General features: G+C 34.5%; 25 protein-coding genes. 10 read left to right on the top strand and 15 right to left on the bottom strand.

The features are described from left to right. Positions 1–19 precede the first annotated feature (19 nt). The 6 genes from JJQ60_RS17790 to JJQ60_RS17765 form a co-directional block, all read right to left on the bottom strand. Positions 20–2,188 carry a prolyl oligopeptidase family serine peptidase gene (locus JJQ60_RS17790; protein WP_201923455.1) on the bottom strand — a complete coding sequence of 723 codons (2,169 nt, stop codon included), beginning with the start codon at positions 2,186–2,188 and terminating at the stop codon, positions 20–22. Between the two features lie 206 nt (positions 2,189–2,394). After that, positions 2,395–2,763 carry a DoxX family membrane protein gene (locus tag JJQ60_RS17785; protein WP_201923453.1) on the bottom strand — a complete coding sequence of 123 codons (369 nt, stop codon included), beginning with the start codon at positions 2,761–2,763 and terminating at the stop codon, positions 2,395–2,397. A gap of 151 nt (positions 2,764–2,914) precedes the next feature. Further along, positions 2,915–3,907, bottom strand: coding sequence for an aspartate-semialdehyde dehydrogenase (locus JJQ60_RS17780; RefSeq protein ID WP_201923451.1), 993 nt, complete (start codon positions 3,905–3,907; stop codon positions 2,915–2,917). Between the two features lie 227 nt (positions 3,908–4,134). Continuing rightward, positions 4,135–4,548: a large-conductance mechanosensitive channel protein MscL gene (mscL, locus tag JJQ60_RS17775; protein WP_201923447.1), complete on the bottom strand. Its 414-nt coding sequence runs from the start codon at positions 4,546–4,548 to the stop codon at positions 4,135–4,137. A 103-nt stretch (positions 4,549–4,651) separates the two neighbouring features. Further along, a complete protein-coding gene (alr, locus tag JJQ60_RS17770) occupies positions 4,652–5,764 on the bottom strand; it encodes an alanine racemase (RefSeq protein WP_201923446.1) in 1,113 nt (370 codons plus the stop codon). Next, positions 5,757–6,404, bottom strand: a complete 648-nt coding sequence (locus tag JJQ60_RS17765) for a thymidine kinase (RefSeq protein ID WP_201923445.1) — start codon at positions 6,402–6,404, stop codon at positions 5,757–5,759. The genes alr and JJQ60_RS17765 overlap by 8 nt, the downstream gene beginning before the upstream one ends. Before the next feature lie 105 nt (positions 6,405–6,509). Here JJQ60_RS17765 and JJQ60_RS17760 point away from each other — a divergent pair, with 105 nt between their 5' ends. The 8 genes from JJQ60_RS17760 to JJQ60_RS17725 all read left to right on the top strand — a co-directional run bounded on the left by JJQ60_RS17760 (position 6,510) and on the right by JJQ60_RS17725 (position 12,738). Further along, the gene (locus tag JJQ60_RS17760; protein WP_201923444.1) at positions 6,510–7,241 is read left to right on the top strand and encodes a hypothetical protein; all 732 of its coding nucleotides are present in this window, start codon (positions 6,510–6,512) and stop codon (positions 7,239–7,241) included. A 17-nt stretch (positions 7,242–7,258) separates the two neighbouring features. Further along, positions 7,259–7,606 (top strand): DoxX family protein, encoded by a 348-nt coding sequence (locus tag JJQ60_RS17755; protein WP_201923442.1) that lies wholly within the window; start codon positions 7,259–7,261, stop codon positions 7,604–7,606. A gap of 69 nt (positions 7,607–7,675) precedes the next feature. Further along, positions 7,676–8,350: a 16S rRNA (cytidine(1402)-2'-O)-methyltransferase gene (gene rsmI / locus JJQ60_RS17750; protein ID WP_201923440.1), complete on the top strand. Its 675-nt coding sequence runs from the start codon at positions 7,676–7,678 to the stop codon at positions 8,348–8,350. A gap of 3 nt (positions 8,351–8,353) precedes the next feature. Next, entirely contained in the window at positions 8,354–8,926 is a 573-nt protein-coding gene (locus JJQ60_RS17745; protein WP_201923437.1) for a uracil-DNA glycosylase family protein, read from the top strand. 91 nt (positions 8,927–9,017) lie between these two features. Continuing rightward, entirely contained in the window at positions 9,018–9,716 is a 699-nt protein-coding gene (locus JJQ60_RS17740; protein WP_201923435.1) for a M50 family metallopeptidase, read from the top strand. A gap of 197 nt (positions 9,717–9,913) precedes the next feature. Next, positions 9,914–10,630, top strand: a complete 717-nt coding sequence (locus JJQ60_RS17735) for a hypothetical protein (RefSeq protein WP_201923433.1) — start codon at positions 9,914–9,916, stop codon at positions 10,628–10,630. A 643-nt stretch (positions 10,631–11,273) separates the two neighbouring features. Next, positions 11,274–12,053 carry a sensor histidine kinase gene (locus JJQ60_RS17730; protein ID WP_201923431.1) on the top strand — a complete coding sequence of 260 codons (780 nt, stop codon included), beginning with the start codon at positions 11,274–11,276 and terminating at the stop codon, positions 12,051–12,053. 31 nt (positions 12,054–12,084) lie between these two features. Beyond that, a complete protein-coding gene (locus JJQ60_RS17725; RefSeq protein WP_201923429.1) occupies positions 12,085–12,738 on the top strand; it encodes a response regulator transcription factor in 654 nt (217 codons plus the stop codon). 81 nt (positions 12,739–12,819) lie between these two features. Here the strand turns inward: JJQ60_RS17725 and JJQ60_RS17720 are convergent, their stop codons facing one another. Further along, on the bottom strand, positions 12,820–13,410 hold the full coding sequence (locus tag JJQ60_RS17720) for a carboxymuconolactone decarboxylase family protein (RefSeq protein ID WP_201923427.1): 591 nt from the start codon (positions 13,408–13,410) through the stop codon (positions 12,820–12,822). 129 nt (positions 13,411–13,539) lie between these two features. Here JJQ60_RS17720 and recJ point away from each other — a divergent pair, with 129 nt between their 5' ends. Together recJ and JJQ60_RS17710 are read left to right on the top strand one after the other, a co-directional pair. Next, positions 13,540–15,225: a single-stranded-DNA-specific exonuclease RecJ gene (gene recJ, locus JJQ60_RS17715; RefSeq protein ID WP_201923425.1), complete on the top strand. Its 1,686-nt coding sequence runs from the start codon at positions 13,540–13,542 to the stop codon at positions 15,223–15,225. A gap of 60 nt (positions 15,226–15,285) precedes the next feature. Beyond that, the gene (locus JJQ60_RS17710; RefSeq protein WP_201923423.1) at positions 15,286–15,639 is read left to right on the top strand and encodes a hypothetical protein; all 354 of its coding nucleotides are present in this window, start codon (positions 15,286–15,288) and stop codon (positions 15,637–15,639) included. A gap of 16 nt (positions 15,640–15,655) precedes the next feature. Here JJQ60_RS17710 and JJQ60_RS17705 read toward each other — a convergent pair whose 3' ends face one another. From JJQ60_RS17705 to JJQ60_RS17670, 8 genes are all read right to left on the bottom strand, one after another. Further along, positions 15,656–16,591, bottom strand: coding sequence for an alpha/beta fold hydrolase (locus JJQ60_RS17705; protein WP_201923421.1), 936 nt, complete (start codon positions 16,589–16,591; stop codon positions 15,656–15,658). Between the two features lie 142 nt (positions 16,592–16,733). Next, positions 16,734–17,819: a hypothetical protein gene (locus JJQ60_RS17700; protein WP_201923419.1), complete on the bottom strand. Its 1,086-nt coding sequence runs from the start codon at positions 17,817–17,819 to the stop codon at positions 16,734–16,736. A gap of 101 nt (positions 17,820–17,920) precedes the next feature. Next, entirely contained in the window at positions 17,921–18,376 is a 456-nt protein-coding gene (locus JJQ60_RS17695; protein WP_201923417.1) for a 3-oxoacyl-ACP synthase, read from the bottom strand. Then, positions 18,357–19,058, bottom strand: coding sequence for a monofunctional biosynthetic peptidoglycan transglycosylase (gene mtgA / locus JJQ60_RS17690; protein ID WP_201923415.1), 702 nt, complete (start codon positions 19,056–19,058; stop codon positions 18,357–18,359). The genes JJQ60_RS17695 and mtgA overlap by 20 nt, the downstream gene beginning before the upstream one ends. A gap of 18 nt (positions 19,059–19,076) precedes the next feature. Further along, on the bottom strand, positions 19,077–20,189 hold the full coding sequence (locus JJQ60_RS17685) for an NAD(P)/FAD-dependent oxidoreductase (RefSeq protein WP_201923413.1): 1,113 nt from the start codon (positions 20,187–20,189) through the stop codon (positions 19,077–19,079). A 105-nt stretch (positions 20,190–20,294) separates the two neighbouring features. Then, complete coding sequence (accC, locus tag JJQ60_RS17680) at positions 20,295–21,644, bottom strand: acetyl-CoA carboxylase biotin carboxylase subunit (RefSeq protein WP_201923411.1); 1,350 nt, start codon at positions 21,642–21,644, stop codon at positions 20,295–20,297. Positions 21,645–21,732: 88 nt separating this feature from the next. Then, positions 21,733–22,233 carry an acetyl-CoA carboxylase biotin carboxyl carrier protein gene (accB, locus tag JJQ60_RS17675; RefSeq protein ID WP_201923409.1) on the bottom strand — a complete coding sequence of 167 codons (501 nt, stop codon included), beginning with the start codon at positions 22,231–22,233 and terminating at the stop codon, positions 21,733–21,735. Positions 22,234–22,260: 27 nt separating this feature from the next. Then, positions 22,261–23,256 carry a beta-ketoacyl-ACP synthase III gene (locus JJQ60_RS17670; RefSeq protein WP_201923407.1) on the bottom strand — a complete coding sequence of 332 codons (996 nt, stop codon included), beginning with the start codon at positions 23,254–23,256 and terminating at the stop codon, positions 22,261–22,263. Between the last annotated feature and the right edge of the window lie 167 nt (positions 23,257–23,423).

Here is a 23,423-nt window from a genome sequence, read left to right as displayed (position 1 = left end):
TTCTGGATATATATCTGGTTTATCCTTTTACGTCTTTGGTAACTTTCTCAGGTAGTACTTGATATCCCATGTTAAATAATGTAAAACCAAAAATATCAGCATATTGTTCTATGGTTTTACTAACGGGTGTTCCTGCGCCATGTCCGGCTTTTGTTTCTATTCGTATTAAGGTAGGGTTGTTTCCTGATTGTTTTGCTTGTAACTCGGCTGCAAACTTAAACGAATGGGCAGGAACTACTCTGTCATCATGATCCCCTGTAGTAACCAAAGTAGCTGGATACTGCACACCTTCTTTTACGTTATGCACAGGAGAATATCCATTTAAATACTCGAACATAGCTTTACTTTCTTCTGCAGTACCGTAATCATAAGCCCATCCCGCACCGGCAGTAAAAGTATGATAACGCAACATATCAAGAACCCCAACAGCAGGTAATGCTACTTTCATAAGATCTGGTCTCTGGGTCATGGTAGCACCAACTAATAATCCTCCGTTAGATCCACCTCGAATCGCAAGGTACTCACTAGAAGTATATTTATTTTCTATAAGATATTCTGCAGCAGCAATAAAATCATCAAATACATTTTGCTTTTGCATTTTTGTACCTGCATCATGCCATTTTTTTCCATATTCTCCTCCACCTCTTAGGTTTGGCACTGCATAAATTCCTCCTTGTTCCATCCACACAGCATTTGCTATGCTAAAAGAAGGAGTTAAACTGATATTGAAGCCTCCATATCCATATAAAATTGTTGGATTTTTTCCGTTTAATTCGACTCCTTTTTTGTAGGTAATAATCATTGGAACTTTGGTACCATCTTTTGAGGTATAGAATACTTGTTTACTTTCAAAATTCTCAGGATCAAAATCAATTTTTGGTTTACGATACAATTCTGAAGTCCCATTAGTGATGTTGTATTTATAAATACTTGTTGGCGTCTTGTAATTAGTAAAAGAATAATACAATTCTTTTTCTTCTTTTTTGGTTCCAAATCCATTTGCAGATCCTACGCCTGGTAACTCAACCTCACGAACAAGTTTACCATCATAATCATATTGTAATACTTTAGAAACGGCATCTACCATATATTCTGCAAAGAAATAACCACCTCCTTTATTCGGACTTAATACATTTTTTGTCTCAGGGATAAAGTCTTTCCAGTGTTGAGGACTAGGGTTTGATGCATCTACCGTTACTATTTTTTGATTTGGAGCATCTAAGTTTGTAACAATGTACAATGTAGAGGCAACATTATCTATAACATAACTATCACTATTTGTATGATCTAAAATTGTGACAAGCTTGCTATCGGGTTTTGTAAGATCTTTGATAAACAATTTGTTTCCAGATGTAGATGTACTTGCGCTAATGGTTAAATAATGACCATCATCGGTTACCCCTCCAAAAACATATCTGTGTTTTTCTTCTGGAGTTCCACCAAAAATGAGCTCATCCTCTTTTTGTGAAGTTCCTAATTTATGAAAATATACTTTGTGTTGATCTGTTTTGGCAGAAAGTTCGCTTCCTTTGGGTTTATCATAACTAGAATAATAAAAACCTTCATTACCCCTCCAAGACATACCTGAGAATTTTAAATCCACTATAGTATCACCTAAGATTTCGTTAGTTTCTGTGTTTTTAACAATCACTTTACGCCAATCACTACCTCCTTCAGAGATAGAATATGCTAGTAGTGTACCATCTTTAGAAAAACTCATGCTTCCAAGAGATGTAGTTCCATCTTTACTAAAAGTATTTGGATCTAGGAATACTTCTGGCTCATCTCCTTCATTTTTAAAACGATATACGACATATTGGTTCTGTAATCCATCATTTTTATAAAAATAGGTGTAATTTCCTTCTTTAAAGGGAGAACCTACTTTTTCATAGTTCCAAAGGTCTGATAAACGTTTTTTCAAATCGTTTCTGAAGGGAATCTTTTCTAAATAACCAAACGTGGTTTTGTTTTGAGTAGTAACCCAGTTTTCTGTTTCTTCACTTCGATCATCTTCTAACCATCGATAAGGGTCTTGGACTTTATTACCAAAATAAGTATCTATCGTATCTACTTTTTTAGTCTCAGGATAATTCAATTCAATATAATTTTTACTGGTTTGTTGTTTGGTGTCGTTCTTGCAAGCCATCATAAATGCGATAACAGATAGTACAAAGAATATTTTTTTCATGATTATTTTCATTAGAATACACAAATCTATCAAAAGAAGCAGGTTCAAATGCTAAAGAAATTATAAAAAAAGACTGCTCTGTAACATATCCTCAGAAGAAAAAACAGGTTTTCTTTGGTGTTCCTTTGGGGTATAGCAACACAAAATGTAGGATAAATTACCTAAGAGCAGTCAGATTTTTCTCTAAGAAACGATTTTTTTTTGTTTTAGAAAAGAGTTTTGTATTTATCCCAATATTTAAATATTAAGAAAATGTTTAAAAGAAAGACAAATGCTCCTGGGCCAATGTTTGCAGGGTCTAAAGTAAGATGAAACAAAATGATATTTATTGAGATTGGCGCTAATATCACTAGTGCAAAAGGTACAGCTTTGTTGATAACCAATAAAAGTCCGGCTATTACTTCAATGAGGCCTACAGTTTTCATGATATAACTCCCGGCTAATGCTCCAAATAATGCTCCGGCATCTGGATTTGCAAATTCGATAGCGGGTAAGAAATCGATAAATTTATTACTTCCAAAAACAATAAGAAGCAGACCTAATAGTATTCTAATTATTAATATTAATTTATTCATTTTTTCTATTTTTTTGTGATTAAATTGTTTAATTAGATGAGATAATGTCAAAAACCTTACAAAGCTGTTTTTACAACAGGATCTGTATAAAAACAGAAAAACCCTTGCTATTACATTAATAACAAGGGTTAATCAATTTTTGGTTGGTTATTTAGCCTATAAGCTCGTTCTCTACTAGATATTCTCCTATTTGCACAGCATTAGTCGCTGCTCCTTTACGCAGATTGTCTGCTACGATCCACATATTCAAAGCATTTTCTCTGGAGTGATCTCTTCTGATCCTTCCTACAAAAACATCATTTTTTCCTTCGGCATATATTGGCATTGGATATGTATTGGTGTCGGGATTATCTTGTACGGTAACGCCTGGAGTCTCGTTAAGAATTTTTCTTACATCATTCTCATCAAATTCATGAGCAAATTCAAGATTTACACTTTCACTATGTCCTCCCACCACAGGAATTCGAATTGCAGTAGCGGTTACCGCAATCGTGCGGTCATCTAAGATTTTTTGCGTCTCGTTTACCAATTTCATTTCTTCTTTGGTGTATCCGTTTTCTTGAAATACGTCGCAATGTGGTATTGCGTTGCGATGTATCGGATAAGGATAAGCCATTTCTCCTTTTTCTCCAGCATATTCATTTTCTAATTGTTGAACAGCTTTTACACCGGTTCCGGTGATGGATTGATAAGTAGAGATAATGGTACGCTTTATTTTATATTTATCATGAAGTGGCCCCAGTGCCATTACTAGTTGTATAGTAGAACAATTAGGGTTGGCAATAATTTTATCGTCTGCAGATAAAGCTTTTGCATTAATTTCTGGAACGACTAACTTTTTTGTAGGATCCATTCTCCATGCTGATGAATTGTCAATAACAGTTATTCCGGCTTCAGCAAATTTTGGAGCCCACTCTAAAGAGGTGTTTCCTCCAGCCGAGAATAATGCAACATCGGGTTTCATTTCTATTGCCGTAGAAAGCCCAACTACAGAAAATTGCTCACCCTTATATGTAATTTTTTTACCTACAGATCTTTCTGATGCTACAGGGATTAATTCGGTAACAGGAAAGTTTCTTTCCTCTAATACTTCTAACATTACGGTTCCTACCAAGCCGGTAGCACCAACAACAGCTACTTTCATTTATTTAATTTTTCCTTTTGGATTATACAAAAATCGTATAAACTCTTTTAAATTCCAGCAAAAGTGAGGAATATTTCTAATACCACCAGAATTTAAACAAAAATTATAAAAATTTATACTATTTGTTATATATGTAACAAAACGTAAAAAATAACCGCCCTATTAAGGACGGTTTAGGTTAGAATATGTAGTATAGCGGTAGCTATAGATTAACAATTCTAATGAGATTATTGTTTTTTAAGTAAATCTCTAATTTCTGCCAATAGTTCATTATCTGTTGGTCCGGCAGGTGCTGCAGGAGCCGCCTCCTCTTTTTTCTGTGTTCTTTCATAAGCTTTTAAAACCATAAAAATACAGAATCCAATAATTACGAAGTCGATAACAGTCTGTATAAAAGATCCATAGTTTATAGTTACAGGAGCAATAGCTTCTCCAGCTTCATTAACTGAAGCTTCTGTAAGTTGAAATTTAAGATCTGTAAAGTTCACTTTTCCTAGCAGAAGACCAATAGGTGGCATTAAAACATCATTGGTGAACGATGTTACAATTTTTCCAAAAGCTCCACCTACGATAACCGCAGTAGCAAGATTAACAATATCTCCTTTCAATAAGAAAGATTTAAAATCTTTAAGAAATCCCATACTATTTTTAAATTTAGATGATTAGTTTAGGTCTAATTTAACAAAAAAATAGCGACTAAACTAAAAATAGCCTGTGTGGATATTCCACAATTTTCGTTGAAAATCACTTATCATCGATAACAGTACGTTTTACTCTTGGGGATACAGCAGTTAGTAATTCGTATGAGATCGTTCCAGAATGTTCGGCAATATTCGCCGCGCTAGATTCTGATCCAAAAATAATCACTTCATCACCTTCTTTACAATCTATTGTTGTAATATCAACCATAATCATATCCATACAAACATTACCAAGAATATAAGCACGTTGGTTATGAATAATTACATACCCCTTTTTGTTGCCATATTGTCTGCCAATACCATCGGCATGTCCTATAGGAATAGTAGCCGTTTTTGTAGCTTCCGAAGCAATAAATGCTCTATTGTAGCCTAATGAATCCCCTGGCTGCATGTCATGAATTTGAGAAATCACAGATTTTAGTGACATTACTGGTTTGAGTTGTGTATCATATTTTGCCTCATTACCATAACCATATAATCCAATACCGGTACGTACCATGTCAAAATGGGCTTCAGGATAGTTAAAAATTCCAGAGGTATTCGATTGATGTAATATAGGTGTATAACCTAATTTGGCACTTACTTTATTAGCTATTTGTTTAAAACTATTAATCTGGTTTAAAGTGAATTCTCTTTCATTATAATCTTCACTAGCAGCAAGATGAGAAAGTAAGGAAACAACTTTTATAACATCTGTTGCACTTATTTGTTTTGTAATATAGTCCACATCACTTTCATCAAAACCAATACGGTTTAGCCCTGTATTAAATTTGACATGAATGGGATAGTGCTTCTTGCCATTTAATTTAGCGGTAACAAGAAATTCTTTAAGAACTCTGGCACTGTATACACTAGGCTCTAATTGATAGTCTATTAGTTTTTGAAAATTCACAGGTTGTGGATGCAGTACCAAAATCGGAGTTGTAATTCCTGCGTCTCGAAGTTGTATTCCTTCAGAAGTATAAGCTACTGCAAAATAATCTGCACCTATTTTTTCTAAATGTCGTGCAATTATTGCCGCATCACTACCGTATCCAGAAGCCTTTACTACGGCCAATACTTTAACCTCAGGGTCTAGCTTACTTTTTAAATGATTAAAATTATGAGTAAGGTGTGCAAGGTTAATTTCTAATATGGTTTCTGATGTTTTACTCATTAGATGTGTTAGAGTTTTTTGTAATCTCTTCGGGATCTTTAACTTCCATATCTTTAACCTTTTCTTTTAGTGTTGCTCTGTAATATGCTGCACGGCTTAAAGGTTCGTATTCTTCTGTTTCTCCTAATAAAACGAGATCGTCTTTTTTTGATTTTCTATAACTAAATTGAGCCAAATTACCCGTTCTCGTACAAACTGCATGTACTTTGGTAACATATTCTGCTGTTGCCATTAGTGCGGGCATGGGGCCAAAAGGATTTCCTTTAAAATCCATATCTAATCCAGCGACTATTACTCGTATTCCTTTATTGGCCAAATCATTACAAACGGCTACGATTTCATCATCAAAAAACTGAGCCTCATCTATTCCTACAACATCGCAGGTATCGGCCAGGATTCTAATATTTGCTGCCGCAGGAACCGGTGTAGAACGAATTTCATTAGCATCATGAGAAACCACCATTTCATCATCATATCTAACATCAATAGCGGGTTTAAATATTTCGACTTTTTGTTTTGCAAATTGTGCACGCTTTAATCTGCGTATAAGTTCTTCAGTTTTACCCGAAAACATAGAACCACAGATTACCTCTATCCAACCAAATTGCTCTTTATGATTTACCGTATTTTCGAGAAACATTTTGTATTTTTCAGAATAAATTAAAAGAAATCCCTTTACCTAACACTAGGATGGGGCAAATTTATTAAAAAACAAAAAGCAGTATTGTAAACGAATAAGAAAGTTATGAAGAAGAAATTAGAAGCCGAACTTATAAGTATTGCTCATCGAATATTACAAGGCATAGATAAATCAACATTGGCCCAGTTGCAAGAAGAGTCCAGGCTTGTTTATGAAAAACTAAGCATACTTAATTTTGTAGAATCTCATTTTGGAGGACCACAACCCACTATTGGCCAAGTTAGAACTGCTTTAGAAAATAAAGAATCTGACAAATTAAAAGAGGTAAAACAAAAAATTAAGGAGATTATTGAACCTAAATCAGAAGTTGTTGTTCAAGAACAACTAGAAATAGAGCAACCCGCCGCCCCTAAATTTAAAGAAGAGCAGAAGGAAGAAAAAAAGGAAGAACATAATGCAGATATTGAAAGTAAACCAGAGCTTATTATTGAGGGTATAAATGCCAGAGTTACCGAAGACCTTTTTGTCCCGGCTTCTTCTAACCCTGAAATCTTTGAAAAAACTGGAGAAGATGAAAAGCCAAAATCTCTGAATGATCAATTGCGCAGGGATATCCACATTGGATTGAATGATCGATTGGCTTTTATAAAGTATCTTTTTGAAGGAAGCGCTACAGATTATAATAGGGTGTTATCTCAATTGAACACCTTAAGAACTAAAAATGAAGCACAAGACTTTATTGCAACCATGGTTAAACCCGATTATCATAATTGGCAAGGTAAAGAAGAATATGAAGAACGTTTTATGGATATTGTAAGCAGTAAATTTGAACACTAAATATAAAATTCGAGCATATGAAAATTATTTATTGGATTGCTACAGGGTTGTTAACATTATTAATGTTATTCTCTGCAGGAATGTATCTTACTAAGCATGAAGAAATCTTGCAAACATTCGCGTCGTTTAATTATCCTGGGTATATTGTGTATCCTTTAGCGATATTAAAATTATCAGGAATCACAGTTATTTTATTGAATAAGTGGAAGAAATTAAAAGAGTGGGCTTATGCAGGTTTTTTCTTTAATTTTGTCTTGGCATTCTTTGCACATCAACAAGCTGGAGATGGTGAATGGGCTGGAGCTTTGGTTGCTTTAGTCTTACTATTAACATCATACTTTGTAGGCAAAAAAGTGAGGCCATAATAATTTTTTAAGAATTTTGATTACAATTTATTCTACCGAAAGCCATGCTTTCGGTTTTTACTATACTATATGTCTAAACTATACCTTGTTCCTACGCCGATTGGTAATCTTGATGATATGACTTTTAGAGCAATAAAAGTTCTAAAAGAGGTAGATCTGATCCTGGCCGAAGATACACGTACTAGTGGTAAATTATTGAAGCATTTTGAAATAACTACTTCTATGCAAAGTCATCATATGCATAACGAGCATAGAACAATTGATGGGATTATTCAAAAATTACAAAGAGGAGAGACCATTGCTTTGATAAGCGATGCAGGAACACCAGCAATAAGTGATCCTGGATTTTTACTTACCAGAGCCTGTGTGGAGCAAGATATACCAGTAGAATGCTTGCCAGGAGCAACAGCTTTTGTTCCTGCATTGGTAAATAGCGGTTTGCCTAATGATAAGTTTGTTTTTGAAGGATTTTTACCAGTCAAAAAAGGAAGACAAACCCGACTAAAATTTTTGGCTGAAGAAACAAGAACCATGATTTTTTATGAATCTCCACATAAACTTTTAAAAACACTAGGGAATGTTGTTGAATATTTTGGAACCGATCGCCAAGTTTCAGTGTCTAGAGAATTAAGCAAACTTTATGAAGAAACTATCAGAGGTACAGCTAGCGAAGTTTTGACCTACTTTGAAAAGAAACCGCCAAAAGGAGAGATTGTAATTATTGTAGAGGGTAAAAACAAATAACAGATGGATAAATTGCTTTCTGATATTAGAGCTTGCGAAGTGTGTAAAGTACATTTACCATTAGGTCCACGACCCGTGGTCTCTGCTCATCCCGAAGCCAAAATTATTATCATTGGTCAAGCTCCCGGAACAAAAGTTCATAATTCAGGAATTCCTTGGGATGATGCTAGTGGAAGGCAGCTTAGAAAATGGCTGGATATCACAGGTGATTTGTTTTATGACGAAACCAAAATAGCCATTGTGCCTATGGGATTTTGTTATCCCGGAAAAGGAAAAAGTGGAGATTTACCCCCAAGACCAGAATGTGCACCTTTATGGCACAATTCTTTATTTGATCAAATGCCATCTCTTGAATTGATTATTTTAATTGGACAATATGCCCAAAAGTATTATCTCAAACAATTGGCAAAAAAATCTTTGACAGAAACAGTCAAAACCTACCATGAGTATTTGCCAAAATATATACCACTACCACACCCATCTCCCAGAAATCGTTTTTGGCTTACAAAGAATCCTTGGTTCGAAGTCGATGTAGTACCCATTCTTCAACAAAAAGTGAGGGAGATTTTAGACTAAAAGATATCACTGTTGCTCATAATAAATTGGTTTAAATGCTGTTATTGAAAGTCTAAGCAACCTAAGAAAGCATTAATAAACGTTTTAAGAATTGAAACAGAAACCACTATTAGCCATTATAGGAATAAGTTTGCTTGTCTTTTTACTATGGCAACTTCCTTATTTTGGAATCATACAATACCCACTTTTATTATTGGGTACCTGGTTTCATGAGATGGGGCATGGGTTAACAGCTTTACTTCTGGGAGGAAAATTTTATTATTTAGAAATTTATGACAATGGCGGTGGTGTTGCTTATTCTAATGTATCCTTTAGTTATCTTGATTATCATATTGCCAGAGCAATTACTTCTGCCGGAGGATTATTGGGACCTGCAATATCTGGTGCGATACTTATTGCTTCGGCCAAAAACCGAATTACATCTAAAATCACCTTGTGGTTATTAATCGTGATTATGGTATTGTCATTATGTTTATGGATACACGCATTATTGGCATTGATTATTTTAAGTGTATTTGCGGCCATATTGTTTTTTATTGCGATTCTTAGAGTAAGAAAACTGGAAGCATTTACCCTTTTGTTTTTAGGAACCCAATGTGTACTAAGTACCTACCTTCAAATTGGATATTTATTTACAAAACAGTTTGAAAGAGATGGAAGAATTCAATATTCAGATACCCAAATGATTGCTGCCCATTTACCCGGAACTTATTGGATGTGGGCAGTATTAATTCTTTTGATTACCGTAATTCTACTATATAAAAGCTATAGGTTTTATTTAAAAAAATGATGATTAGGGTTTTCGTAGCTTTTTGATAATATTATTCTTTTTACAGTTTTATTACGCATGATCCATGCCTCAAAACTGGATACGTGGTAAATACGGGTTTGATACTGGTAATTACTGGTTAATTGCCTAGTTGTTAGTTATACAGGTGTTTTTTGGTTACCTTTAATAGTCAATAATTAACCTTTAAATACACACTAATGGAACACGCAATCACACAAAAAAAAGAAGTAGCGTTAGCTGATTTTGAGAAGAACAGAAAACGATGGTGCAAAGAAGATGTGTTAAAATTAACACAGCATTTTCATTGTTTTAATAAAACGACAGCACAATATGATAGATTGGTTCATTTTGAGATGTTAGATGTTGTTGGTTTTAATGAAATAAGAAAAAAAATTCAAACTATTAAGATTTATCTGGCCGTAGAGAAAAAAAACAAAAACAAGATTACATGCTGTCCTTATTTGTTAGTTAATGATGATACGGCATTTAAATTATCTCCTATTGCAGAAGAATATCCTCGTTTTGGAGATTCTCCAGTACCCAAAATTTTTAAAGAAATGGTCTGGAAGAATTGGTATGATGCAGAGATACACTTAATAGATGATCTTTTTCATTGTTGGGGTAAAAAAGATCAAAGTGATCCAGAATCAATAGTTCGAGTTGAATATTTTGAGTTTGATGATATTGCTCAAACTATAAAGGATTCAGAAGAAGACATACAAGCAATTACATTATATCCAGGTATAGATATGAATAAATTTGGGAACAAGGAAATGATTTCTTTTACTCCCGTATTAGGGATTAAGCCGAGATTATTTGATAGCGGTTTTGGAAGAGTTCGATTAACCGAACTAAACAATGATGAAACTTATGCAGAGTATTCAAGCCCTTGTCCACCAACATGTTCTCTATAATACACATTTAAATAAAGATGAGCAAAGAACTATTTTATACCTTAAGATTAATTTCATCTTTTATAATAGTAATACCAGTGGTATTAGCTGTATTTAAATTGAAGGCATTAAGCAAAGTACAGTTGAAACTATTATACTTGCTCATAGCAGTTTTTATAGTAGAATTTATTTCGAATATACTTTGGTACCAAAAAAAGAATAATCTACCCCTGTATCATGTTTATGCGGTTATAGAATTTTTATTGATTGCGAACATTTATAAATCAGTATTGTCTAGAACATTTTCGAAGCATTTTTTTAATGTTGTATGTGTGGGCTTTACAATTTTTGCCATCTTAAATACAATATTTTTTCAAAATCTATTCGCCTTTAATTCAAATGTGACCACGCTTTTGGGGTTACTCGTTATATTTTTGGCGTTAAGTTATTTCTATACTTTACTTAAGGAAGTGAAATATGCTTCGTTAGAGACTAACCCGATGTTTTGGATCAATTCTGGGTTTTTGATTTATTTTTCTAGTAATTTAATACTGTTTTTTATCAATAATAATTTGTTCAAAGGGATTACTGAAGCAAGTCATATGGTATGGGGGCTTCATGCGATAGTGAACATTGTACTAATTGTTTTTTATACCGTTGCTATATGGGTGAGTCCGAAGAAGCTATTACACTAAAGATTGTAATTATAGGTATGGTAGTCATCTTTTTACTATCTCTATCTGTGATTATATTCTTTATTATATATCAGCGTAGGTTGTTAGCGCAACAAAAGAAACATCAACAAGTTGAATCTGATTATCAAAAAGAGCTTTTAAAAACATCAATCGCTAGTCAAGAAGAAGAAAGAAACAGAATTGCAAAAGAACTGCATGATGATGTGGGTGCTATGCTAACGACAACCAAATTATATTTTGGGCAAATAACACCAGAAATCCCTTCTGATGAATTGCAAAACATCACTGAAAAAATGAGGAGCTTCTTAGATGATATGATTCATAATGTAAGAAGCATATCACAAGATTTAAGGCCTGTTGTATTAGAAAAACTCGGATTAGTTGAAGCAATACATAGCTTGGCACAAACTATTAATGATGCAGGAAAGATTAGCGTCCATTTTAAGAATAATACTACCAGAACAATTACTAAATCAAAAGAACTTAATATCTATCGTATTATTCAAGAGTTAATTACGAATACCTTAAAGCATGCAGATGCATCAAAAATTGATATTGAATTAAAAAATGAAGGCAACACGTTAATCATAGTTTTTGCAGATGATGGAAAAGGAATCGATCTACAAAAATTGGATTATGAAAAGGGAATTGGCCTAAAAAATATAGAAAGCAGATTGTCGATTCTGTCCGGAAAAATATTCTTTCTGGAAAGCGTTTCTGGAATAAAAATACAACTTGAGATTCCATAGAAATAACAGTAACAAATAAAACACCTTAATTATGGAAACTATAAAATTAGGGCTAATTGATGACCATAATTTATTTAGAGAAGGAATAAAATCACTACTCAATAAAATGCCGAATATCTCATTGGTTTTAGAGGCGGTTAGTGGTAAGGATTTATTAACTAAACTTAATACAGAGGTTCCTGATGTTATCCTGCTGGATTTAGAAATGGAAGATATGAATGGGGTGGATACTACTTTAAAACTACAAGAAATGTATCCTGATCTTAAAATTATCATTTTAACCATGCATAAAGAAGAAAGAATGATTTCTTATTTAATGGAAATAGGCGCAAACGGCTATTTATTAAAGGACACAAATCAAGTAGAGTTAGAAGAAGCTATTAGAGCAGTATACGATAAAGGTTTTTATTTTAATCCTTTCGTGTCTGAAGCATTGTTAAAAGGGTTGAAACATAAGGTGGCTAAACCTCCTGTAATAGGTAAAAATTATCATCTGACTTCTCGAGAATTAGAAGTGTTGGAACTTGTTACTCAAGAATTGACCACAGCAGAAATAGCAGAGAAACTTTTTTTAAGCGTAAGAACTATCGAGGGACATCGAAAAAACTTAATGGATAAGTTAGGAGTAAAAAATACGGCTGGATTAATTATCAAGGCTGTAAAGGAGAAAATTATCTCGGTTTGATACAATCTAGGTATTATATAAATCCTCACAGCTTTTGAAAAAGCTGTGAGGATTTATATTTATGCTCTATACGTAAAAAAACTAAACGTGTTTTCCTTTTTCCCAACCGTGTTTGCCCAGATACTGTTCACCCGATTCTATAGCACCTTCTTCTACGGTTGTACCCATAGAATCATTCCATCTGTTAAGATATCCAAACAAAGAAATCACCCCTAGCATTTCTACAATTTCGCCCTCATTCCAGTGCTTATAAAGCTCTTCTTTAATAGTCTCGTCAACTGCATTAGGGATAACTGATGCTGCAAGAGAAAAATCTAACGCGGCACGCTCTGCATCGCTAAAAGCAGGATGTGTTTTATACTCCCATATATTATCTAATTGCTCTTGTTCTGCACCATATCGTTCTGCTGCACGAATCGCGTGAGCCTGGCAATATCGGCATCCAGTCGCATTACTGCTTACCCATGCAATCATACGCTTTAAAGCCGAAGTTACTCGACCTTCATTAGCCATAACTGCTTTATTAAGATTGATAAATGCTTTAGAAATTGCAGGTCTTCTTTGCATAGTGAGTACCGAATTTGGACAAAAACCTAAAGTCTCATTAAAGAATTCTGCTAGTTCTTTGGTTTCAAGATCATGATCTGCTGATAATGGAGTAACTAATGGCATGTGTATGTGTAATTTTTGAGTTTAAACATGAAATTTTAGCTAAGCAAAATACAAAACTAATATCAAATCGAGAGTGGTCTTGATGTTTTTTGTACTTTGGATTTTTTAATATTGGAATATCGTATACGAATGAGATGGACACTAAAACCTAAAGCAAATAATACAACAATAAATCAGTTAGCTACATCACTTAATGTTGATCATGTAATTGCCGAGCTTTTGGTGCAAAGAGGTATTGAGACGTATGACCAGGCCAAAAAATTCTTTAGGCCTTCTTTAAATGATTTACATGATCCTTTTTTAATGAAAGATATGGATAAGGCAGTGTCTCGTATAGAAAAGGCAATTTCTGAAGGCGAAAACATTATGGTGTATGGAGATTATGATGTAGATGGTACTACTTCTGTGGCATTAATGTCTTCTTATCTTAAAACATATTCCTCACAAATTGCTACCTATATTCCTGATCGATATGATGAAGGGTATGGAGTTTCGTATACGGGTATTGATTATGCCGATGATAATGATATCAGCCTTATTATTGCACTGGATTGTGGAATTAAAGCCATAGAAAAAGTTACATACGCAAAATCAAAAGGGATAGATTTTATTATTTGTGATCATCACCGTCCAGGAGACGAGCTACCAAATGCTATTGCAGTTTTAGATCCAAAACGGGAAGATTGTGAATATCCTTATAAAGAATTATGTGGTTGCGGAGTAGGGTTTAAATTGATTCAAGGATTAGCCAGTAAGAATAATCAACCAATAGATGATCTGGTACCATATCTGGATTTAGTAGCCACGGCTATAGGAGCTGATATTGTGCCTGTAACAGGCGAAAATCGTGTATTGGCGTATTATGGACTGCAAGTTATTAATGAAAACCCCAGATTAGGTTTTAAAGCCATGTTATCCCAAGTCAAAAAGAGCATATTAACGATTACAGATGTTGTATTTATACTTGCTCCTAGAATTAATGCTGCCGGAAGAATGAAACATGGACTCCATGCCGTTAATCTGTTGGTAGAAGATAATTTTGAAACCGCACTGAGCTATGCTTCAGAAATTGAGACATATAATAGTGATAGAAAAGATGCAGACAAAAGTATAACTGAAGAAGCTCTAGAGCAAATACGAGATAATAAAGAAGAAGAACGATATACCACTGTTGTATATCAAGAAAATTGGCACAAAGGAGTTATTGGTATTGTAGCTTCAAGATTAACAGAAACCTATTATCGCCCAACATTGGTTTTTACAAGAAGTGGAGAAAAATTGGCAGCATCTGCTCGATCAGTCAAAGGTTTTGATGTGTATAATGCTTTAGATGCCTGTTCAGAATACATAGAACAATTTGGGGGGCATAAATATGCAGCGGGGTTAACCTTGAAAGAAGAGCAATATGAAGTGTTCAAACAAAAATTTGAAGAAGTAGTATCTACTACAATCGACAAGAAGTTACTTGTTCCTGAAATTACTGTCGATACTGAGATAGAATTGGAACAGATAACACCAAAGTTTTTTCGTATCCTAAAACAATTTGCTCCCTTTGGCCCAGGTAATATGTCACCGGTTTTTATGACCGAAGGTTTAACAGATACCGGATACGGAAAATGTGTAGGTGCAGATGAGAAACACCTAAAATGTGCAGTACAAAAAAATAATACTACAATTGGATCAATAGGTTTTGGACTAGGGCCTAAACATGATGTAATCAAGAATAAACAATACTTCAAGGCTGTATATTCTATAGATGAAAATGAATGGAATGGTACTGTATCCCTTCAATTGAAGTTGAAAGATATTATTTAACTTATTTTTATTTAGATTTATTATAAATAGTTTTATTTTTGACTCTCAAATGAGCTCAATATGAATGCTATTGATAAAATTTACAGTAATACGTTTGGTATATCCTTCTTTTGGAAAAGAGATACATGTAATTCGATGCCTAAGATTCAATTGGTTTTTAGAGACATTGGTTTTCTACTTACCCTAAACGAATTAAAGGATTTTTCTGATTCTTGTACCCTTACAATACAGTCTCAATGTTGTGCAGATTGTAAAGACCCGCAACACTGTAGGTCATTATTATTAAGAACACCATCAGATAAAATAGACCTAGCGGTTAGTAAGGATGAACTTTATCAGATTCAGGAATTGATAAATGAAACTATTTTTAAGGTAGAACTTAAACATTGGATTCAGGATGTATGCCTTAATTAAAAGAAATTAAAAGCCATTACTTACTCAAAAAGTCCAGAATTTTATATGAGATTTCTTTTGCTTTGGTTTCTTGTATAAAGTGTTTTTCATCTACAAAATGTATATCTTCTGGATTTATCTTTAAAGCTCTTGCCACCCTATTTTCTTGAGGAGGCCATTGTAGCATGGTATCATGAATACCCCATATCACTGAAACGGGAATATCTATATTTTTAAAAACATCAGAGTAATCAGGAAGTTCATTACATGTTTGACTAAAAAAGTAATACATCGCATCTGTTTTTCCTTCTAGTAAAGGAGTTTTATACCCTTCCACATCTAAAACATTTAGTGTATTTTCTTTAAGTCCTTCTTCGAATAATTTCTTTAACAGTGTATTTGTGGTTACACCATTACGATAGGCCCACATTGCAGTTTTTGCCATGCCTCCTGGTTTCATTCGTACAGGAGGATAAAACCCATCTTCATATATGATTGTGTTCAGCACAATTAGTTTTTCGATCTTATTTGGATTCTGCTTTATAAGTTCCCATGTCCATAAGCCTCCAGCATCATGCATGACGTGAGACCATTTCTCTATACCCAAACTTTCCATAAGTTGTAACAAACGTTTGGCATGATTTTCTGCATTGTAGAGTTCAAAACCTTCTGGAGAATCACTAGATCCATATCCCAACATATCCGGAACAATGACCCGATATCCTCTATCAACCAAAGGATCTATCATTTTGCGATATAACCATCCAGAGGTGGGCACCCCATGCAGTAACACGATAGCTGGCCCTTTTCCTTTATCAATATATTTTACTAAACCACCATCGGTTGGATATAACCGCTGATCTCCTCTAAAATCCTCATAAGTAATCTGGTTTTTTCGGATTTTTGTGTTTTGATAAGGTTTACACGAAAAAAGTAATACCCCAAAAAGAACTAGTACAAAAAACTTTTGCATGGTAAAGATGATTTATGAGTTGGCAATTTACTTAAAATCATTTTTGTATGCTATAGATCCAAGAATTTGATGATAAAAAGTATACAATAAAAAAACGGCTTTGGTATTAGCCAAAGCCATTTTATCCTATGTTGAACATATATTATTTTCTTTTGAAAATAGCCGTTTCCAATTGTGTTGCTCCACTTGCGTCCTCATAGGTTTCAGTGATTTTTAACTCATTAGAAGTAACTTCTATTTGCACTCCTTCATAATAAATATCGCCTTCTTCAAAGTTTTCTACGGTCGAGTTTATTAAATTTTCGTATTTATAATCTACTGCCGTAAATGTCTTTTTTTCTGAATTAAACGCCCAGTTTCCGTAGTATTTATCATTTGTAGTAGTGGCTTCGCTGTAATAAGTAGCTTCGCAATTTAATCTAGTGGTCTGAAAATCAAGATCACGTTGCTCTCTGTCAAAAGTTTCTACATAGGTACCATCTTGGTTAAGCATAAAAGTCCAGTTATCTTTTATCAATAACCTGTATAGAACATTAGGTAACTCTTGCTGATTATCACATATTATTGTCGTCGACTCATTATCTTCTGATGGTTCATATCTGTCAAAGATCCATTCTCCAACAAGAGCATCGTTCCCTCCCCATGCATTAATTTCTACACATACTTCTTCAATTACACTGATATTTCCTTGCGCATCATAGACACATATTGCATAGCAAAATTCTCCAGGCTCTAAAGATTCTGAAAAGTCTACATCAATTTCAAAAGTATTTTCTTCTACCATTTTAGCAGATATTCTTGCTTTTTTATTTGAAGAGTTAACATTTGCACTTCTGTTACCACCATCGGTATCAAAAGCCGCTTTAGGAATGTTATAATAATTTTCTGATGCATTTCCATTTGCATCTCTAAATTGAACATATGCTCCTTCTATTGCATCAGTAGATGAAAACTTAATGTTGAAACCATCATTTAAAATACCTATTCGATTATTTTCACCTACGCCAAAATTAAGAGTTCCAGTTGGTGATGGGGGTGTTCCTTGAATTGGATTAACTTCTGTTCCTTTACCGTCGATAAGTATTCCTGTATCAAGGTCGGCAACTGTGATTTCGTTGTCGGTTTCTCCTCCGAGGTTAGGAGTAGGAGCGTCATCGTCACTGCTACAAGAGGTAAAAAACAAAGTGGCAAGAAACAAGCTTGCAAATAGTAGATTTACTTTTTTCATTTAGGGACTTATTTTAAATTTATATTCTGATTTATATTTTGTTAATGAGTAGGCTTTTTAACAAAACGTTAGCAAATATAAAATAATTTTTTAAATCATTGTTAACGTACTGTTTTGATATGTATGTGTTTACCCCTAAATTGGATTGTATCATCTTTAGACTTTCCTAGTAGCAATTGACCAATAGGAGAATTCGTAGCTACGGCATAATAAGATTCATTGTTGATATCAATTTTACCTGCAGAAATACTAAGAAAATAGTTGTCTTGAGAGGTTGAAACCAAACTGCCCAACCGAACGGGCTCTGAAGAAGAAATATCAATTTTGCCAACGATATACTGTAATTTTTGCACCTCAGCAAGTTGTTTTCCGGCTTTTTCTCTTTCTAACTGAAGCATAGCTCTCCCGGTTTCATGTTTATCGCCAGCCGTACTCTTGGTTTCTGAGTTAAGAGATTCCTGGATATCTGTAATTGTATTTTGAATGCGTTGTAACCTTTGATCTATGTGATTTTTACATTGATTAAGTAACTCTTGCTTAATGTCCTCTATATTCATTTTGTTCTTTCTTGTCCAGCACCAAAGTACCGTAATTACGCATTTGTATAAAAATCCATTCCTTTCTTTTTTGGGTATACTCTGATGGTGGGGTGGCTAATAATTTTCTTGGATTTGGTAAAATAGCAGCAATGGCGGCAGCTTCATCTCGATTAAGGTTTGCCGCAGATTTGTTAAACCAAAACATGGCTGCAGCTTCGGCACCATAAATACCGTTACCCATTTCAATACTATTCAAATAGATTTCTAAAATACGTTCTTTGCTCCAAAAAGATTCAATAAGAAAGGTAAAGTAACTTTCTAATCCTTTGCGAATCCAACTACGATGAGGCCATAGAAATACATTTTTTGCAGTTTGTTGCGAGATTGTGCTTGCTCCACGAAGTCGCTTACCTGCTTTATGCTCTGCAAGCGCTTTTTCGATTGCTTTTTTATCAAAACCTTTATGTTCTATAAAATGCTGATCTTCGCTACAGATTACGGCTAATTGTAATTCTTTTGAAATCTTATTCAAGGGCACCCAATGATGCTGAATTGTATGTTTTTGTTTCGATTGAAGTTTCCGAATCCCCATTAAAGGCGTGACAGAAACATCTATCCATGCATAGCTTAGTACCCAAAGTGGGCTAAGTATCATAAAAGCTACAAAGCTTTTGAATAAAAAACGAAACATATTTTTCATAGTATACTACAGATAGATCTACAATAGATCTGCTAATTCTGTGCCAATTAAATTTCCTATGGCAACGCCCATTCCGCCTAAGCGTACTCCGCAAAACACAGAATTGGATAATTGTTTTACAATGGGTTTCTTCTGGTTGCCAACACCCATAATCCCACTCCATCGATGTTCAATTTCAAAATCAGTATCTGGTAAAATTACATCATGCAAAATTTCATTTAGCTTTTTTTGTACCAATTCGGTTTGTGTTAACTCTGTAGTTTCTTCGGTTTTAAAATCTAAATTCCTACCTCCGCCAAAAAGGATTCTTTGATCGATATTTCTGAAATAATAATATCCCTTGTCCAAGTGAAATGTACCTTTGATATGCAAGTTTTCAATAGGTTTGGTGATCAACACTTGTGCTCTTGCGGGTTTTACTTGCTGGATTCCTAATTTAGACGCAAAACCATTGGTTGCAATCAATACCTTACGAGAAGAAAACGTAAAATGATCGGTTTTTATTTCAACTTTGTTATTAAGATCATTAATTTCCTGAACGTTGCAATGATTTAAAATTGTAACTCCCAGTGATTGTACTTTGCTCAATAAGGCTTGCATCATTTTACCAGTATCAATCTGTCCTTCAAACTGATTTACAATATATTGAGGATGTATGTTTTTGAAGTTAAAAGTGTTTTTATTAACTGTAAAAACCTCACTATTAAAGACAGGTTTTAATAAGGTATTGATTTCTTCTCTTTTTGAAAGGCATTCTGAAAAGAGCTTAGTATCTTCTTGAGTAAAAAGTTCATACCCTCCGTATTGTAAGTAATCAATATTTTGATCTCCTAGATTCTGTCTTAATTGTTGAAGTCCTAAGTATCTTTTTCGTACCAAGTGCAATACTTCTTCTTCGGTGTGCGAGTTGAGGTCATCTAATATTTCTGATAAGCTTCCAAAACAGGCAAAACCAGCATTTTTGGTGCTCGCCCCGTTAGGTAATATTCCACGCTCTAGAATCAGGATTTTAGCAGTAGGGAATTTACTTTTTAATTGTATAGCGCATGTAAGTCCAACGATACCACTACCTATAATGGTAAAATCAACATGTGATAACCAAGTTTTATGTTCCCAATAACTTAAATTCATTTTTTGTAAAGATTCGTTTTCAACAAAAAAAGGTGTTGGTGTCTCTCAAATCTAAAACATATATACAAAAAAAGCCTCATTACTGAGGCTTAAGTTTATTCTTGTTTAATCTTCGGGATCTTCCATTTCAAAATCTTCCATGAATTTGGTGGTATAATTACCCGAAACATAATCTGGATGATCCATTAATTGTCTATGAAAAGGAACGGTCGTTTTTATTCCTTCAACAACAAATTCGTCTAGTGCTCTTTTCATTTTATTGATCGCTTCTTCACGAGTTTGCGCTGTAGTGATCAATTTAGCAATCATAGAGTCATAATTTGGTGGAATAATATAACCACTGTACACATGAGTATCTACTCGTACACCGTGTCCACCCGGAATATGTAAATTTGTTATTTTACCCGGTGAAGGTCTAAAATCTTTATAAGGATCTTCAGCATTGATTCTACATTCTATCGAATGTAACTGAGGGATATAGTTTTTACCAGAGATAGGCACACCGGCAGCAACTAATATTTGTTCTCTAATAAGGTCGTAGTCTACCACTTGTTCGGTAATTGGATGCTCTACCTGAATACGTGTATTCATTTCCATGAAGTAGAAGTTACGGTGTTTATCCACCAAAAACTCTACAGTACCTGCACCTTCATATTTAATATATTCTGCTGCTTTAACGGCAGCTTCACCCATTTTTTCTCTCAATTCATCGGTCATGAATGGAGAAGGGGTTTCTTCGGTTAATTTTTGGTGTCTACGTTGTACAGAGCAATCTCTTTCTGATAAATGACATGCCCTACCATTACTATCACCAACAACTTGAATTTCGATATGACGAGGCTCTTCGATAAGCTTTTCCATATACATATCATCATTACCAAAGGCGGCTTTACTTTCTTGTCTAGCAGATTCCCACGCATCTTGCAGGTCTTCTTCTTTCCAAACGGCACGCATACCTTTTCCACCACCACCTGCACTTGCTTTAAGCATTACTGGGTATCCGGTTTCTTTGGCTACTTTTAGACACGTTTTAAAATCTGGAATTACACCTTCACTTCCGGGTACACAAGGTACGCCAGCTTCAATCATTGTAGACTTTGCAGAGGCTTTGTCTCCCATTCTATCGATCATTTCTGCACTAGCACCAATAAATTTTATTTCATGCTCTTCACAGATTTTAGAAAACTTAGCATTTTCTGATAAGAAACCATAGCCTGGATGAATTGCATCTGCATTAGTAATCTCTGCAGCAGCAATTATATTTGCCATTTTAAGGTAGGATTCTGTACTAGGTGCTGGTCCGATACAAACAGCTTCATCAGCAAAACGTACATGCAGGCTTTCTGCATCTGCTGTAGAGTAGACAGCAACAGTTTTAATCCCCATTTCTTTGCAGGTTCTGATCACTCGCATGGCGATCTCACCTCTATTTGCAATTAGAATTTTTTTAAACATAACTTTTAAAAATTACAATATCCAAAAAACAAACTCCAATTTTCTCTTAGGTTTAATTGGACTTTGGGATTTGAAATTTTGAGATTAATTATGATGGGTCTACTAAGAAAAGTGGCTGATCAAATTCTACTGGAGAAGAATCATCAACTAATACTTTTACAATTTTACCAGAAACTTCACTTTCAATTTCGTTGAAAAGTTTCATTGCTTCGATAATACAAAGTACATCACCTTCTTTAATAGAGTCACCAACTTCTACAAATGTAGGTTTGTCTGGTGATGGTTTTCTGTATAAAGTTCCAATGATTGGAGACTTGATCGTTATGTATTTCGAATTGTCATCAGACGAAGGTGCTTCTGTAGCGGCTGGCGGTGCGGCTACTGGTGTAGCTGGTTGCACAGGAGCTGCTGCGGGTTGAGAAGGAACTACAGGACTGCCAACGGGGATTTGTTGTACAAATGTCGTTTCTTTACTATCATCTGATGTAGTTTTGATGGTGATTTTAACGTCATCCATCTCTAATTTTACTTCGCTAGCACCTGATTTGGCTACGAATTTAATTAAATTCTGAATTTCTTTTAAATCCATAATATTGGGTATTGTGTGTTTAGTTGTTTAGGAGTTGTAGGCCCATTTTAGATAAATAGAACCCCATGTAAAGCCTCCACCAAATGAGGCAAATACAATGTTATCTCCTTTTTTGAGTTGTTTTTCGTAATCGTGTAATAATAAAGGTAATGTGGCCGAAGTCGTATTACCATATCGTTGGATATTCATAAGAACTTTCTTCTCATCTAATCCCATTCTATTTGCTGTGGCGTCAATAATACGTTTATTGGCTTGATGAGCAATAAGCCAGTTTACATCGTCCCCAGTTAGATTGTTTCGTTCCATTATTTTTGTACTGGCATCAGCCATATTCGAAACTGCATATTTGAATACAGTTTTTCCGTCTTGTTGTACAAAATGTTGCTTTTTGGCCACAGTTTCTTCTGAAGCAGGCAAAATTGATCCTCCAGCTTCAATTTTTAAGAACTCTCTGCCTACACCGTCTGTACGAAGGTATTCGTCTTGTAATCCATAACCATCTTCATTAGGTTCAAAAAGGACTGCTCCACCACCATCTCCAAAAATGATACAGGTAGCTCGATCTGTATAATCAATTATAGAAGACATTTTATCGGCTCCAATAAGTAGTACTTTTTTATATCTTCCTGATTCTATATAGCTAGCTGCGGTAGACATTCCATATAAGAAACTAGAACATGCTGCTTGCAAATCGTATGAGAATGCATTAATGGCCCCTATTTTTGATGCTGCAAATGCTGCATTTGCTGCAACAGGAAGGTCCGGAGTTGCGGTTGCAAAAATCACCATATCGATCTCTTTGGGATCAAGATTTCTTTTGGCGATTAGGTCTTCTGCCGCTTTGATACCTAAAAAAGAGCTTCCTTGGCCTTCTTCTTTGAGTATTCTACGTTCTTTTATACCTGTACGAGTGGTAATCCATTCGTCGTTTGTGTCAACCATAGTTTCTAAAATCTGATTGGTTAACACATAGTCTGGCACATATGCGCCAACAGCTGTAATAGCGGCTGTGATTTTACTCATGTCTTAGTTTTAGTGTCGAGAACTATTTGTGCAAAAAATGCTTGAAAAGCCGTCGAAATTACTAAATTATATACAAATATGGCGCAAAATAACGGGATTTTGACACATATTCAACTAAAAACAAAAAAACTCTCACTTTTGTGAGAGTTTTATATGAAATTTTAACA

The sequence above is a fragment of the Aquimarina mytili genome, from assembly GCF_016735115.1.
Classification (GTDB): Bacteria; Bacteroidota; Bacteroidia; order Flavobacteriales; family Flavobacteriaceae; genus Aquimarina; species Aquimarina mytili.
The sequence above is the reverse complement of the archived record's forward strand: the minus strand, read 5'-3'. Positions and strand labels throughout refer to the sequence as shown.